Source organism: Bradyrhizobium sp. LMTR 3 (assembly GCF_001693485.1).
Taxonomy (GTDB): Bacteria; Pseudomonadota; Alphaproteobacteria; order Rhizobiales; family Xanthobacteraceae; genus Bradyrhizobium.
Genome location: NZ_MAXC01000023.1, coordinates 222,762 through 237,845, shown reverse-complemented (window position 1 = coordinate 237,845; position 15,084 = coordinate 222,762). Strand labels below are relative to the sequence as shown.

The 15,084-nt window shown below is 65.0% G+C and carries 9 protein-coding genes and 1 pseudogene; 8 read left to right on the top strand and 2 right to left on the bottom strand.

The genetic code is table 11. The features are described 5' to 3' along the window. The first annotated feature begins 4 nt into the window (after positions 1–4). The 8 genes and pseudogenes from dut to trxA all read left to right on the top strand — a co-directional run bounded on the left by dut (position 5) and on the right by trxA (position 13,365). Entirely contained in the window at positions 5–454 is a 450-nt protein-coding gene (dut, locus tag LMTR3_RS18200) for a dUTP diphosphatase (RefSeq protein ID WP_502686650.1), read from the top strand. 270 nt (positions 455–724) lie between these two features. Next, positions 725–3,244, top strand: coding sequence for a sensor histidine kinase (locus LMTR3_RS18195; RefSeq protein WP_065746411.1), 2,520 nt, complete (start codon positions 725–727; stop codon positions 3,242–3,244). Continuing rightward, the gene (gene tsaE / locus LMTR3_RS18190) at positions 3,241–4,761 is read left to right on the top strand and encodes a tRNA (adenosine(37)-N6)-threonylcarbamoyltransferase complex ATPase subunit type 1 TsaE (protein ID WP_065746410.1); all 1,521 of its coding nucleotides are present in this window, start codon (positions 3,241–3,243) and stop codon (positions 4,759–4,761) included. Before LMTR3_RS18195 ends, tsaE begins: the two co-directional genes overlap by 4 nt. An 89-nt stretch (positions 4,762–4,850) precedes the next feature. Then, positions 4,851–5,174, top strand: a complete 324-nt coding sequence (locus LMTR3_RS18185; RefSeq protein WP_057844762.1) for a PilZ domain-containing protein — start codon at positions 4,851–4,853, stop codon at positions 5,172–5,174. A gap of 129 nt (positions 5,175–5,303) precedes the next feature. Further along, positions 5,304–6,026: a nucleotidyltransferase family protein gene (locus LMTR3_RS18180; protein WP_065746409.1), complete on the top strand. Its 723-nt coding sequence runs from the start codon at positions 5,304–5,306 to the stop codon at positions 6,024–6,026. 276 nt (positions 6,027–6,302) lie between these two features. After that, positions 6,303–9,449 (top strand): double-strand break repair protein AddB, encoded by a 3,147-nt coding sequence (addB, locus tag LMTR3_RS18175; RefSeq protein ID WP_065746408.1) that lies wholly within the window; start codon positions 6,303–6,305, stop codon positions 9,447–9,449. Continuing rightward, positions 9,443–12,972 (top strand): annotated as a pseudogene (addA, locus tag LMTR3_RS18170) (double-strand break repair helicase AddA). The gene addB and the pseudogene addA overlap by 7 nt, the downstream one beginning before the upstream one ends. A gap of 72 nt (positions 12,973–13,044) precedes the next feature. Then, entirely contained in the window at positions 13,045–13,365 is a 321-nt protein-coding gene (gene trxA / locus LMTR3_RS18165) for a thioredoxin (protein ID WP_016847387.1), read from the top strand. An 80-nt stretch (positions 13,366–13,445) separates the two neighbouring features. Here trxA and LMTR3_RS18160 read toward each other — a convergent pair whose 3' ends face one another. Together LMTR3_RS18160 and LMTR3_RS18155 are read right to left on the bottom strand one after the other, a co-directional pair. After that, positions 13,446–14,048, bottom strand: a complete 603-nt coding sequence (locus tag LMTR3_RS18160; protein ID WP_176721931.1) for a class I SAM-dependent methyltransferase — start codon at positions 14,046–14,048, stop codon at positions 13,446–13,448. A 116-nt stretch (positions 14,049–14,164) separates the two neighbouring features. After that, positions 14,165–14,905, bottom strand: coding sequence for a metallophosphoesterase family protein (locus LMTR3_RS18155; protein ID WP_065746405.1), 741 nt, complete (start codon positions 14,903–14,905; stop codon positions 14,165–14,167). Between the last annotated feature and the right edge of the window lie 179 nt (positions 14,906–15,084).

The following is a 15,084-nucleotide window of genomic DNA, read 5'->3' as shown; positions in this document are numbered from 1 at the left end:
CGTGATGGTGAAGGTCGACGTCTGCCAACTGCCACATGGCGAAGGTCTCGCACTGCCGGCCTATCAGAGCGCCGATGCCGCCGGGCTCGACCTGCTCGCGGCGGTGCCGGCGGATACGCCGCTGATCCTCCCGCCCGGAAAATTCGCGATGGTGCCGACCGCGCTCACGATCGCGTTGCCTTCCGGATATGAGGCGCAGGTGCGGCCGCGCTCCGGGCTTGCCGCCAAACACGGCGTCACGGTGCTGAATTCGCCCGGCACGGTGGATGCCGATTACCGCGGCGAGATCAACGTGCTCCTGATCAACCACGGCGATATGCCCTTCCCAATCAAGCGCGGGGAGCGCATCGCGCAGATGGTGATCGCGCCTGTGGTGCAAGCGGAACTGGTTCCCGTTACTTCGCTGACGGCAACCGGCCGTGGCAGCGGCGGTTTTGGCTCGACCGGCCGCTGAATCGTTCGGTTTGAACGGTTCGGAACGATGCCGCCTTGATTTTTTCACAGGCAGTTTTGCGTTCACGGTCTGGACTCTTACCGGTCGGCTTCCGAAGGGGATACTCTCGACCCGATTCGTGTAGAGCGCGACCAGCAAAAGTGGGGTCCGGTTTTGTGTCCGGGCGCGCTCAATCCTTAGTCGGCGCATAATCTCAACGCAAACCGCTCACATTTTGGCGGATTATGCGCTGGGGGTGGTGCCTGCAGTCATGCGTTCTTGGGGCAAATAATGTCGGGCGTAGTCGCTGCGATGCGTCGAACCCTGCTGTCGTGCACCTCACTGGCGCGCCACGGCATGATTGCGCTCGCCACCGCTCTCTCCGCGCTGCCTGAGCCCGCGTTGGCCGACGAATTGACCATCACGCAGGCGATTTCCGCCTTGCTCGACCTCAATCACCAGGAGTTCGCGGTGCTGACGGCGGCGCTATCGCTGCTCGGCTTTACCGTGGTGGCCGCAATCCTGCTGATGCGCACGCGCATTCGGGCCACCAGGATCGAACTCGACCTACGCTCCGACATCGCCGATCTGCAGGTACAAGCCGACCGGCTGCGCGCGCTGTTGTTCGCCGAGCCCCAGATCCTGATCGCCTGGGCCGCGGGGGACGACCGGCCCCAGATCAGCGGCGACACTTCCCTTCTGATCTCGCAGGACGCACTGTCGAATTCGACGCAACGCATTCTCGCCTTTGGAACCTGGCTGCCGCCGGAACCGGCGCTGCGGATGGACCGTGCGGTCGACGCGCTGCGCGAGGCCGGCGAAGGTTTTCTGCTCAACCTCTCCACCTCGAACGGCCGCGCCATCGAAGCGATGGGCCGCGCCATTGGGGGGCAAGCCATTGTGCGGATTCGCGAACTCGGCGGCTTGCGCCGGGAGCTCGCCGAATCCAATCTCCGCTACAGGACGCTTTTGGAGGAGACCGATTTGTTGCGCGACTTCGCCGCCGCGGCGCCCTGGCCGATCTGGGCCAAGAGCGCCGAGGGCAATCTGCGTTACGCGAACACCGCCTATGTGCGGGCCACCGAAGGCGCAAGCGTCGCGGACACGATCTACCGCAACCTCGAGCTGCTGGAGAACGACCAGCGCTCCGAGATGGGCCGGGTGCTGAACGACAATTCCACCTACGCCGCGCGGCTGCCGATCGTGGTCGGCGGCGAGCGGCGCATCTATGACGTTCAGGCGCTCAAGCTCGGCGGCGGCAGCGCCGGCATCGCCATCGACGCCAGCGAGGCCACCCAGTTGCGCGACGCCATGGAGCGGATGGCGGAAGCCCATCGCCGCACCCTCGACCAGTTGTCGTCGGGGGTTGCCGTATTCGATGGCCAGCGACGGCTTGCCTTCTACAACGAATCCTACCGGCGGCTGTGGAGCCTCGATCAGGCTTTCCTCGATTCCAACCCCGACGATTCAAGCGTGCTCGACCGGCTGCGCGCGGCGCGCAAACTGCCTGAGCAACCGGATTTCCGCGCCTGGAAGGCCAAGCTCCACGAAGCCTACCGCGCCGTCGAGCCGGAGAACTACACCTGGTTTCTGCCCGACGGCCGCGCCGTCAGCGTCGTCACCACGCCGAACCTCGAAGGCGGCGTCACCTATCTGTTCGACAATGTCACCGAAAGCCTGGATCTCGCGCGCCGCTATGACCGGCTGACCCGGGTCCAGCATGAAACGCTCGACAATCTGGCTGAAGCGGTCGCGGTGTTCGGCAGCAACGGACGCGTGGAACTGTTCAATCCCGCTTTCCTGAAAATGTGGAAGCTCTCGGCGGAATCGCTCAAAGAACAGCCCCATATCGAGACCGTGGAAGCGTGGTGCAAGCCGCTGTTCGACGACGCGTTGACCTGGCGGGCGCTGCGCGAGGCGATCACCGCGATCGAGAACCGGGCGCAGGTGGCGCTGAAACTCGAGCGCAAGGACGGCAGCGTGCTGGATTGCATGACCATGCCGCTGCCCGACGGCGCGACCCTTCTGACATTCCAGGACATCACCGACACCGAAAACGTCGAGCGCGCGCTGCGCGAGCGCAACGAGGCGCTGGAAGCCGCCGACCAGATGAAGGTGGATTTCGTCCACCACGTGTCCTACGAGCTGCGCGCGCCGCTGACCACCATCATAGGCTTCGCACATTTCCTCAGCGACCCCTCGACCGGCCCGCTGACGCCAAAGCAGGCCGAGTATCTCGACTACGTCACCAAGTCGACCAACGCGCTGCTCGCGCTCACCAACAACATCCTCGATCTCGCCACCATCGATGCCGGCGCCATGAAGCTCGAGCTCGGCCCGGTCAATATCGAAGGAGCCATTCAGGCCGCCGCCGAAGGCATCCAGGACCGGCTGGCGACCGACCGCATCGAGCTCAAGGTCGATATCGATCCTGAGATCGGCAACTTCACCGGCGACGAGCGGCGCGTGGTGCAAGTGCTCTATAACCTGCTTGCCAACGCGGTCGGGTTCTCGCCGCACGATGCCGCGGTCACGATCAGCGCGCGGCGAACCGAGCATCGCGTGATCTTCACCGTCTCCGATTCCGGCCCCGGCATTCCCGCCGAGGTGAAAGACAAGGTATTCGACTGGTTCGAGAGCCACTCCCACGGCTCGCGCCACCGCGGCGCCGGCCTCGGCCTGTCGCTGGTACGCTCGTTCGTCGAACTGCATGGCGGCAAGGTCCGCGTCGACTCGATCGTCGGCAGAGGCACGACCGTCACCTGCGATTTCCCGATCGACCAGAACGCCCACCGTAACGCTGCCGAATGACCGCGCCCGCGACATTTACAGTGGCGTTGGCGAACGAGGCGGCAACGGCGCATCTGATGGCCGACCTCGCGCTGCTGGTCAGCCCCGGCGACGTCATCACGCTATCGGGCGATCTCGGCGCGGGAAAGACCGCGGCGGCGCGCGCCATGATCCGCTATCTCGCCGACGATCCCGCGCTCGAAGTGCCGAGCCCGACTTTCACGCTGGCGCAGAGCTACGAGCTGCCGTTTCCGATTGTCCACGCCGATCTCTACCGCATCAACGATTCGAGCGAGCTGGAGGAAATCGGCTTGTCGCCGCTGCCGGAGGGCACGCTGGCGCTGATCGAGTGGCCGGAGCGCGCACCCGACGCGCTGCCCGAAGATCGCATCGACATCGCCTTCAGCCATCGTCCCGCGCTCGGATCGAGCGCGCGGGCCGCCGAAATCACCGGCCATGGCAAGGCAGCGGCGCAGGTGGCGCGACTAAGCAGCTTGCGCAAATTTCTCACTGAGGCGGGCTTCCCGGACGCAGCGCGCGAGCGCATGCCCGGCGACGCCTCGACGCGCTCCTATGCGCGCCTGATCGGCGACGACGGTACATCCATCCTGATGAATTCGCCGCGCCGTCCGGATGGACCGGCGATCTATGCCGGAAAATCCTACAGCGCGGCCGTTCATCTCGCCGAGGATGTCAAGCCGTTCGTCGCCATCGACAATGGCCTGCGCGCGCACGGCTTCTCCGCGCCCGCGATCCGCCACGCCGATCTCGATTCCGGTTTTCTGATCACAGAGGATTTCGGCAGTGCCGGCATCGTCGAAGGCGACCCGCCGAGGCCGATCGCCGCGCGCTATGAGGCGGCAACCGACATGCTCGCGGCGTTACACCGCGAAACCCTGCCCGAAACGGCGCCGCTCGGGCCGCAGGGCTCTTACGATATTCCGGTCTACGATATCGATGCATGGCTGGTCGAGATCGGGCTGATGCTCGAATGGTATCTGCCGGTTCGCGGCGCTGCAGTCAGTCCGCAACAACGCGACGAATTCGTCGCGATGTGGAGAACGCTGTTGGAAAAGCCGGCGGCTGCACCGCGAACCTGGGTGCTGCGTGATTTTCATTCGCCCAACATCATCTGGCTCGACGACCGCACCGGGATTTTACGTGTCGGCATCATCGACTTCCAGGACGCCGCGTTGGGCCCGGCCGCCTACGATCTGGTTTCCCTGCTGCAGGACGCGCGGATCGACGTCCCCGAACCACTCGAGCTGTCGCTCTTGACCCGCTACATCAAGGCGCGCCGCGCGACAGATGGCCAGTTCGATCCGGCCAGCTTTGCCGAGCTCTACGCCATCATGTCGGCGCAGCGTAATACGCGCCTGCTCGGTACCTTCGCGCGGCTCAACGGGCGCGACGGCAAGCCGCAATATCTGCGCCACCAGCCCCGGATCTGGACCTACCTGAACCGCTCGCTGGCGCACCCCGCGCTGGCGGCGTTTCGCGAATGGTATGCCGCCAACGTGCCGCCGCCGCTGCCCTAATTTACCTCCTGTTAGCCACCCCGCATTTAATCTGGAACCGGCACGCTGCGCAGGCGTGGTCCAGCATTTTTTGAAACGGAAGGACGGCCATGGCGGCGGCGGAACGGCGCAAGGGAGATCGAGTCGTATTCGAGCGCGGCTTTGCGGCGCACATGATGGGAATCGACGGCACCTGGCGGCGTGATTGCGTGATGGAAGACGTCTCCGAGACCGGCGCCAAGCTGACGGTCGAAGGCTCGGTCGAGGGCCTGCATCTGAAGGAATTCTTCCTGCTGTTGTCGTCGACGGGACTGGCCTATCGGCGCTGCGAGCTGGCCTGGGTCAATGGCGATCAGATCGGCGTCAATTTCCTGAAGCAGGGCGACAAGAAGAAGAAAATGGCCAAGCGCGGGGCCGAGGACGCCGAAGCCTGAAGTTGGCAAACGCCGGTGGCCGTCGTACGGCCGTCATGTGCGGCCACTAAGGCCTCATGGTTGCTGGGTTCGAGCGAATCGCCGTGGTATGATCCGCGGCGCGATTTGATGGTTCGAGAAACTCCAAAAATGTCCGTTACGCCTACCAAAGCCATGGTCCTTGCCGCCGGTCTCGGTTTGCGCATGCGCCCACTGACCGACCATATGCCGAAGCCGCTGGTGAGTGTGGCCGGCCAGCCGTTGCTCGATCACGTGCTCGACAAGCTCGCCGGTGCCGGCGTCGGCGAGGCCGTGGTCAACGTGCATTACCTGCCCGACCAGATCATCCGGCACACCGCGAACCGTACCCTGCCCCGCATCATCATTTCCGACGAACGCGACCAGGTGCTCGGCACCGGCGGCGCGGTGGTGAAGGCGCTGCCGCTGCTCGGCAAGGAGCCGTTCTTCCACGTCAACGCCGACACGATGTGGATCGACGGCGTGCGGCCCAATCTGACGCGGCTCGCCGAAACCTTCGATCCGGATCGCATGGACATCCTGCTCTTGATGGCGCCGACCACGAGCAGCATCGGCTATGCCGGCCGCGGCGACTACGCCATGCTGCCGGATGGCGCGCTGCGCAAGCGGCGCGAACACCAGGTGGTGCCGTTCGTCTATGCGGGGGCCGCAATCATGTCGCCCTCGCTGTTCGCCGACGCGCCGGCAGGCGAGTTTTCGCTGACCAAAATGTTCGACCGCGCCAACGAGCAGGAGCGATTGTTTGGCCTCAGGCTCGACGGCGTCTGGATGCATGTCGGAACCCCGGACGCGGTACAGGCCGCGGAAGAGGCGTTTTTGGAAAGCGTGGCTTAGGCTCCATCCACGGCTGTCATGCCCCGCGAGGGCGGGGCATCCCGTACGCTGCGGCCTCTCAATTCGATCACGAACGTCTCTGGGATACTGGATCACCCGCCTTCGCGGGTGATGACAGCTTCGCAGGGCTCAGACAAAAAATCTCAAAAACAACCCCATGCAAAGTAGAATGGGCCCGGACTGCTTTGGCAGTGAGTAGCGGGGACGCCGCCCTCACCCGCATGACCTGCCCCTCGTACCTCCCTATATTGCCCCTGATCTCGAATCAGGAAGCCCATGCGCGTTTTCAGCGTTCCCGTCTCCGCACCGTTCCTGCGCACCGTCATCGCGGCGCTGGTCGACGGCCGGCTGGTCGAGGGATTCGAGGCGCGAAAGGATCCGCTGAATCTCGCAACGGCAACGCTCTATTTGCCGACCCGGCGCGCCGGGCGGCTGGCGCGGGAAATTTTTCTTGATGAGCTGAAGACCGATGCCGCGATCCTGCCGCGCATCGTAGCCCTCGGCGACATCGACGAGGACGAGCTGGCGTTTGCTGAAGGTTCCGAACAATTCAGCGGCGTCGCGCCGCTCGACGTTCCGCCTAAACTTGGTGAACTGGAACGTCGCTTGACGCTGGCGCATCTGGTTGCGGCATGGGCGAAGAGCCCGGTGTCGGCGCCGCTCGTGGTCGGCGGCCCGGCCTCGACGCTGGCCCTGGCCGGCGACCTGGCGCGGCTGATGGACGACATGGTGACGCGCGGCGTCGCCTGGGAAGCGCTCGACAGGCTGGTGCCCGACCAGTTCGACAAATATTGGCAGCACTCGCTGGAATTCCTGCGCATCGCGCGCAAGGCATGGCCGGAGCACTTAAAGGAAATCGGCCGGATCGAACCTGCGGAGCGGCGCGACCGCCTGATTGAGGCGGAGGCCGCGCGCCTGACCGCACATCATGAGGGGCCGGTGGTCGCGGCAGGTTCGACCGGTTCGATGCCGGCAACCGCGAAATTCCTCACTGCCGTAGCCCATCTGAAGCAGGGGGCGGTGGTGCTGCCGGGGCTCGACACCGATCTCGACGAGGAAGCCTGGCAGACGATTGGCGGCGTCAGGGACGCGCAGGGCAAGTTCACCACGCAGCCCTCCTCGAATCACCCGCAATTCGCGATGCATGGATTGCTGGATCGCTTTGGCATCAAGCGAAGCGACGTCGAAATTCTCGGCACGCCGGCACAGCAGGGCCGAGAAGTGCTGGTATCGGAGACGATGCGCCCGTCGACGGCGACCGAGCAATGGCATGACCGGCTGGCACAGCCGGAGGTGTCTGCCAGGATCGCAGCCGGCATGGCGAATCTAGCCGTTGTCGAAGCCCCCAATTCGGAGATGGAAGCGCTGGCGATTGCGGTGGCGATGCGTGAGGCGCGGCACCTCGGCAAATCAGCCGCGCTGGTGACGCCGGATCGCGCGCTGGCACGGCGGGTGATGGCGGCGTTGAGGCGCTGGAATCTCGAATTCGACGATTCCGGCGGCGACGCGCTGATGGATACGCCGCGCGGCGTCTTTGCCCGCCTCGCCGCAGAAGCAGCCGCCCAGGGGCTGGAGCCGCCGACGTTGCTGGCGCTGCTGAAGCATCCGCTGTTTCGGCTTGGCCGCGCATCCGGCGCATTCAAGCATGCCATCGAGAGCCTTGAACTGGCGCTGCTGCGCGGCACCCGGCCGCAGGCAGGAACGGCCGGCCTGGCGCGCGACTTCGATCGTTTCCGCGTCGAGCTCGGAAAACTCCGGCGCAAGGAAACCTCCTCGCTTCATGCCTCGGAGCCACGCGCGAAACTAAGGGATGACGAACTCGACCAGGCCCAGGCGCTGATCGCGGCGTTGCAGAAGGCGCTGTCGCCGCTGGAAATCATGGGCTCATCGAAGCCGTACGATTTCGCCGGACTGGCGCTGCGCCATCGTGAAACGCTGATCGCGCTGTCTTCGGATCAAAACGGAATTGCGGTCGTCTTCGAGGAGGCGCAGGGCTCGGCATTGTCAGCGGCGTTCGACGACCTGCTGGCCGAGCAAAAGCCGAGCGGCCTGATGGTTCAGCTCGGCGACTACCCCGATGTGTTCCAGACCGCCTATGCCGACCGCATGGTGCGGCGTCCGGAATCCGCCAACGCGCAGCTCCAGATCTACGGCCAGCTCGAAGCGCGGCTGACCGAATCCGACCGCGTTATTCTCGGCGGGCTGGTCGAAGGCGTGTGGCCGCCGGCGCCGCGGGTCGATCCGTGGCTGAGCCGGCCGATGCGCCATGAACTCGGCCTCGATCTGCCGGAGCGGCGCATCGGCCTATCCGCGCACGACTTCGCGCAATTGCTGGGCACGCCGGGTGTGATTCTCACCCATTCGGCCAAAGTCGGCGGCGCGCCGGCGGTTGCCTCGCGCTTCCTGCACCGCCTGGAGGCGGTGGCCGGCGGAGCGCGCTGGGAGGAAGCCAAAGGGGCCGGAGAAAATTACGTCCGCTTCGCCGCCGAACTGGATCAGCCCGACGAGGTCAAGCCGATCGAGCAGCCCGCGCCGAAGCCGCCGGTCGAGACGCGGCCGCTAAAACTGTCGGTCACGGCGATCGAGGATTGGTTGCGCGATCCCTATACGATCTACGCAAAGTATATTTTGCGGCTCGATCCGCTCGATCCCGTCGACATGCCATTGTCGGCGGCCGACCGCGGCTCGGCGATCCATGACGCGCTTGGCGAATTCACGCAAGAATTCGCCGACGCCCTTCCGCCAGAGCCCGCGCTGGCGCTGCGCGGCATCGGCGAGAAATATTTCGCCCCGCTGATGGAGCGGCCGGAGGCACGCGCCCTGTGGTGGCCGCGGTTTCAGCGCATCGCCGCCTGGTTTGCGGAATGGGAAAAGGCGCGGCGCGACGACATCGAGAAGATTGCCGCCGAGATCCGGGGCGAGATCAAGATTCCGCTCGACAACGAGCGCACCTTCACGCTGTCCGCGCGCGCCGACCGGATCGAGCAGCACCATGGCGGCAGCTTTGCGATCCTCGATTACAAGACCGGACAGCCGCCGACCGGCAAGCAGGTGCGGATGGGCCTGTCGCCGCAACTGACGCTGGAGGCCGCGATCCTGCGCGAGGGCGGGTTTGAGAATATCCATGCCGGTTCATCCGTCGGCGAACTCGTCTATGTCAGGCTCAGCGGCAACAATCCGCCCGGCGAACAGCGCTCGCTGGAACTGAAAATTAGGAACAACGACACGCCGCAGCGCCCGGACGAAGCGGCCGATTACGCCCGTGAGCAGCTCGAGGCACTAATCCGCAAGTTCGAGAACGTGGAGACCGCCTATACTTCCCTGAACCTGTCGATGTGGTCGAACCGCTACGGCGCCTATGACGATCTCGCCCGGATCAAGGAATGGTCGGCGGCCGGCGGGCTGGGGATCGAGGAATGGTGAAGGCTGCCCGCATCATTCCCGACGCCGTTCGTGCGACGCAGGCGCGCGCGTCCGATCCGGCCGCGTCCGCCTTCGTTTCGGCGAATGCGGGTTCGGGCAAGACGCATGTGCTGGTGCAGCGGGTAATCCGGCTCTTGCTCGATAGCGTGGCGCCGGAGAAAATCCTCTGCATCACCTTCACCAAGGCCGCCGCCGCCAACATGGCGGAGCGCGTGTTCACCACGCTTGGCCATTGGGTGACGCTCGACGACGACGCGCTGGATGCAGCGATCCGCGAGGCCGGCATTCCCCATCCCAGCGCACGCCTGCGCAAATCGGCGCGCAAACTGTTCGCCTGCGCGTTGGAAACGCCGGGCGGGCTGAAGGTACAGACCATCCACGCGCTGTGCACGCGGCTGCTGCAGCAGTTCCCGTTCGAGGCCAACGTGCCGGCGCGGTTTGCCGTGCTCGACGAGCGCGACCAGAACGAGATGATGGAGCGCGCCAATCTCGCGGTTTTCCTCGAGGCGTCGCGCAATCCTGACAGCGCGACCGGGCGCGCGCTGATGACGGCGATGGCGAGCGCTGCCGACGTCACCTTCAAGGACGTGGTGCGCGAGGCCTGTCTCAGCCGCGATCATTTCATGGCCTGGACGGATGCCGCCGGAAGCGCGCAGGCGGCCGCCGCGCAGATTTCAGCCGCACTCGGCGTCGGTCCCAATGATCGCATCGAAGACGTCGAGCGCGACATCATCGACGGGCCGAATCTGCCGCGCGCGCGATGGCCGGAGATCGCACTGGTGCTGGAAACCGGCAACAAGTCCGATCAGGACCAGGCGGCGCGGCTGCGCCATGCGCTGGTGTTCAGCGACGCCGCGCAGGTCGACCAGTATCTCACCCTGTTCCTCACCGACACCGAGCGCACGCCGCGCAAATCGGTGGTGACGAAGAAGTTTTGTGACAATAATCCGGCCATTGGCCGGCTGCTCGAAACGGAAGCCCGCCGCATTCTTCCCCTGATCGAACGGCGCCGCGCATTGGTGGCACGCGACCGTACAGAGGCGCTGCTATATATCGCAACCGCTGCAGCGGCGAACTACCGCCGTGAGAAGCAGGAGCGCGGCCTGCTCGACTATGACGATCTGATCGACAAGACGCTGGAAATGCTCGACCGCGTCTCCTCGGGCTGGGTGCATTACAAGCTCGATCGCGGCGTCGACCATGTGCTGATCGACGAGGCGCAGGACACCAGTCCGCGGCAATGGGATATCGTCGCGCACATCATCTCCGAATTCACTTCGGGTGCCGGCGCGCGCGACGGCGTGGTGCGAACGGTGTTCGCGGTCGGCGACGAGAAGCAGTCGATCTTTTCGTTCCAGGGCGCGGCCCCGCGCGAATTCGACCTGCGCCGCCGCGCCTTGCAGCGGAAGTTCGAGGGCGCCGGGCTGAAGTTCGATCCGGTATCCTTCACCTATTCGTTCCGCTCCGGACCGGAGATTCTTCACGCGGTCGATCAGGTGTTCCGCGAGCAGGATATCTATCGCAGCATTCACGCGGTCGATATCGGCAACCCGATCCATCACGCGCTGGCCGATGCAGGTCCCGGCCAGATCGATCTCTGGGAGCTGGCGGAAGCCGATGACCGGCAGGATATCGAGGGCTGGCGCGCGCCGTTCGACGGCGTCTCCGCGACCAGCCCCGAAGTGAAGCTGGCCCGGCGCATCCAGGCCGAGATCAAGGCGCTGGTCGGCAGCGGTGCGATGACCGGAAGCAAGAACGACCGCCGTCCGCTGCGCTATGGCGACATGCTGGTCTTGGTGCGCCGGCGCGGCAACACGTTTGACGCCGTGATCCAGGCGCTGAAGCACGCCGGCATCCCGGTCGCGGGCGCGGACCGCCTCAAGCTGACCGAGCACATCGCGATCATCGACCTGATGAACCTGGCCGACGCGCTGCTGCTGCCGCAGGACGATCTGGCGCTGGCAGTGGCGCTGAAGAGCCCGCTGTTCGGGCTCGACGATGACGACCTGTTCAAGATCGCCTGGCAGCGCAAGGGATCGTTGCGCGCCGCATTGACCGCGCGCGCCGCGGCTGATGGCCGGCTGAGGGATGCGCTGTGGCGGCTCGAGCAGTGCGAACGCCGCTTTGCCAGCGAAACGCCGTTTGCGTTCTATGCCTGGCTGCTCGGCGGCGATGGCGGCCGCGCACGAATCCTGCGGCGGCTTGGGCACGAGGCGAACGACGCGCTGGATGAGTTTCTGGAGCTGGCGCTGAGCTATGAACGCAAGGCGCCGGCCTCGCTGCAGGGCTTCATGGCCTGGTTGCGCACCGCCGATCTCGAAGTGAAGCGGGACATGGAGATCTCGCGCGACGAGGTCCGCGTCATGACCGTGCATGGCGCCAAGGGCCTGGAAGCTTCCGTCGTGTTCCTGGTGGACACCACGACCTCACCCTCGGACACGCAGCGGCTGAAGCTCATCAACCTGCCGCTGGGCAATGCCGATCCGCATGCGCCCGGTGTCGTGGTGTGGGCCGGCCGCAAGGCCGAGGATCCGCCCGCGGTCGTCGCGGCCCGCGCGGCGATGATCGGCGACACCGAGGATGAATACCGCCGCCTGCTCTATGTCGCGATGACGCGCGCAGCCGATCGCCTGATCGTCGGCGGCTGCATGCCCGGCAACATGAAGAGTGTCCGGCCGCTGTCCTGGTACGATCTGATCACCAAGGGGCTCGACCGCTCCGCCTTGCAGCTTCAGGAGATCGAGACCGCCATAGGCCGGGTAAAGCGCTATACGCGGCCCGAGGAGTCCGCACCCTCGGCCGCTCCGGCTGCTGCGTCACCCCCGGCGGCGTCGATCGTGCTGCCCAACTGGCTGCTGACGCCGGCACAGCCTGAAATTTCCCCGGAAAGTCTGTTGCGGCCTTCGGACCCCGCTGACAGCGACAGCCATCCGGTGCGGACGGCCGAATCCCTCGTGCAGCGTGCCCGCGCCTTGCAGCGCGGCACGCTGGTGCACCGGCTTCTGCAGTCGCTGCCCGATGTCGCCGCCGGGCGCCGCCGCGAGGCCGCGCTGGCCTATCTGGCCCGCAATGCCGATGGCTGGACCGGTGAGGAGCAGCGGGTGCTGGCCGAAAGTACGCTCGCCTTGATCGCCGATGCGCGGTTTGCGCACGCTTTCGCCCCCGGAAGCCGCGCCGAAGTCTCGATCGTCGGGCGGCTGGAGCGGCCGGGCGACCGGCCGGCGCTGGTATCCGGGCAGATCGACCGCCTCGTGGTGACCGAGCGCGAAGTCCTGATCGTCGATTTCAAGACCAACCACGCCCCGCCGAGCCGGGCCGAGGAAGCGCCGAGGGGCTATGTCCGCCAGCTCGCGCTGTACCGGGCGGTGCTCGGCAAGCTTTATCCCCAGCGCCCGGTGCGGGCGGCGCTGCTTTGGACCGAAACCTCTGAATTGATGGAGATTTCAGCTCCAGCGCTGGAGGCCGAGCTGGCATCCATCATCTCGGCGTGACCGCGCTTGACCCGGCAGGATCGCGTTCATAGGTTTGCCACATCATACCCGGGGCGCGATTCTTGACCGCGCCCCTTAATTTCTAACCAAACGAGGTAATTCCCATGGCCGTTGGCAAGGTTTCTGACGCCGATTTCGAAGCCGAAGTGCTCAAGGCGACCGGGCCGGTGGTCGTCGATTTCTGGGCCGAATGGTGCGGCCCCTGCCGCATGATCGCGCCCGCGCTCGACGAGATTTCCGGCGCCATGGGCGACAAGGTCAAGATCGTGAAGCTGAACGTCGACGAGAGCCCGAAGACGGCCTCCAAATACGGCGTGATGTCGATCCCGACCCTGATGATCTTCAAGGGCGGCGAGATGGCCTCCCGCCAGGTCGGCGCCGCGCCGAAGGCGAAGCTGCAGCAGTGGATCACTGCAGCGGTTTGATCGACGTCGAGCGATCGTTGTTATGAAAGCGGCCGGCGATTAGCCGGCCGCTTTTGTTTTGAGGAGACAGAGCCAAACGCCTATCCGGATCCGGACGAATTCTGGCCATCAATGATCCGGCAAATCATTGTCGCATGATCCCACCAAGGATTGGTGCGGAGCCAGCTATCTTGCACTTCGAATCCTGTGCCCCTCAGTTCCTGCGCAATATCCGCGAGCGGCTTCAGCGTTCGGTACGGACGGCCGTCCTGCAATAATTGACTGGCGACCGGGTCAAAGCGGGCCTTAGCGTCGTCGGATTTCGGCAAGCCGCACATGGTGCTGACGACGAAGACGCCGTCGGGTCGAAGGATTCGATGAACTTCCTGAAGACACCGGGTTCGATCGCGTTCGATCAGACAATGCAGGCAACTGCCGTCCATCACGATATCGAGTGACGCGTCGGGAATGAACGGCATCTCGCAAACATCTCCTTCCCGGAAAGCACCGCAAAGCACGCGTTCGGCGAATTGCTCTTTTGCCCAGACGATCGCCGTTTCCGAAATGTCGACGCCGTGCACCTCGTAGCCCTTTCCGGCCATCAGCAGCGACCACGACATGCCGTTGCCGCAGCCGAGCTCGAGAATTCTCGCCGGTGGCGATGGCAGGAATTCCCGCTCGAGCCGATCGAGCGCATCGGTCATGCGCGCAAGATTCCGCTCCTGCGCGCTTCCGGCCCAGCCTCGGTGACCGGTTATCTTCAGGCGGCGGTATTCCGCATCGTAGTCATGCATCGGCTGCACCGGTGCCGGTTTTGGAGCTACCTGATCCATCCTGTCGCTAGCGCGCTGGCGAGCTCGGCCTGACCGTTCCGTTGCGCGAGCGCGGCCATCGCCTCGTGATCATATGGTACATGCCGAAACGTGACGCGCCAGGCGCCGTCGGCAAGTTCGAGGATAGCGTAACGCGCATCCGGCGTGCCGGCTTCGACGACATGCGGAAACGGATGCACGTCGCGATAGCCGGGCGAGCCGACGCTGCCGGGGTTGACGATCAATCGGCCATCGCGAAGCCTGACCGAGCGGGCGAGATGGGTGTGCGCGCAGAGGATCAGGGACTGCGCGATGCCCCGCGCGCGCTCCTCGATTTCATCCAGCGATGACATCCGCACGGTGCCGTCGGGCAACACCGTTTCCAGCCAGTAGACCTCGTCATGCTCGGGCGATGCATGGCAGAGGAAGACCCGATCGCGAAACACGGCCGTCTTCGGCACCGCGCGCAGCCAATCGAGATGGCGCTCTTCGAGCTGCGCGTGCGCCGGCTGGTCCCATGATCCCATCTTCTCCGGCGGCCGGTCGATCAGATAGCGATCATGATTGCCGAGTACGTGAACGGCGTCGAGCGCCATCAGCGCATCCATGGTGCGTCGCGCGTCGAGCGGTCCGCTCGCCATGTCGCCGAGATTGACGATTTCGCCGATGCCCAGCGCGCGGATGTCGGCCAGCACGGCTTCCAGCGCGAGATAATTTCCGTGCACGTCGGCAATGGCGGCAAAACGCATGGGGATTCCAGCTTTGATGATTGTCGTACGGCCCTGCAAGAACGATGCTTGCGCCATCTACCTCATTTGGGTGAAGCCAGCCTGCAACATTATCCTTACTTCTTATTGCGGAACGAAGGTTCCGACTCGCAGCTCTCAGGCGTCTTGGCTAGTCTTTGCAAAGACCGGGGCTGGCTAGT

Excerpts from the sequence above, each read along its gene's own strand:
- tsaE (WP_065746410.1), top strand. The coding sequence starts at position 3,241 with ATGACCGCGCCCGCGACATTTACAGTGGCGTTGGCGAACGAGGCGGCA.
- LMTR3_RS18180 (WP_065746409.1), top strand. The coding sequence starts at position 5,304 with ATGTCCGTTACGCCTACCAAAGCCATGGTCCTTGCCGCCGGTCTCGGT.
- LMTR3_RS18185 (WP_057844762.1), top strand. The coding sequence starts at position 4,851 with ATGGCGGCGGCGGAACGGCGCAAGGGAGATCGAGTCGTATTCGAGCGC.
- dut (WP_502686650.1), top strand. The coding sequence starts at position 5 with ATGGTGAAGGTCGACGTCTGCCAACTGCCACATGGCGAAGGTCTCGCA.
- addB (WP_065746408.1), top strand. The coding sequence starts at position 6,303 with ATGCGCGTTTTCAGCGTTCCCGTCTCCGCACCGTTCCTGCGCACCGTC.
- LMTR3_RS18195 (WP_065746411.1), top strand. The coding sequence starts at position 725 with ATGTCGGGCGTAGTCGCTGCGATGCGTCGAACCCTGCTGTCGTGCACC.
- trxA (WP_016847387.1), top strand. The coding sequence starts at position 13,045 with ATGGCCGTTGGCAAGGTTTCTGACGCCGATTTCGAAGCCGAAGTGCTC.
- LMTR3_RS18155 (WP_065746405.1), bottom strand. The coding sequence starts at position 14,905 with ATGCGTTTTGCCGCCATTGCCGACGTGCACGGAAATTATCTCGCGCTG.
- LMTR3_RS18160 (WP_176721931.1), bottom strand. The coding sequence starts at position 14,048 with ATGACCGATGCGCTCGATCGGCTCGAGCGGGAATTCCTGCCATCGCCA.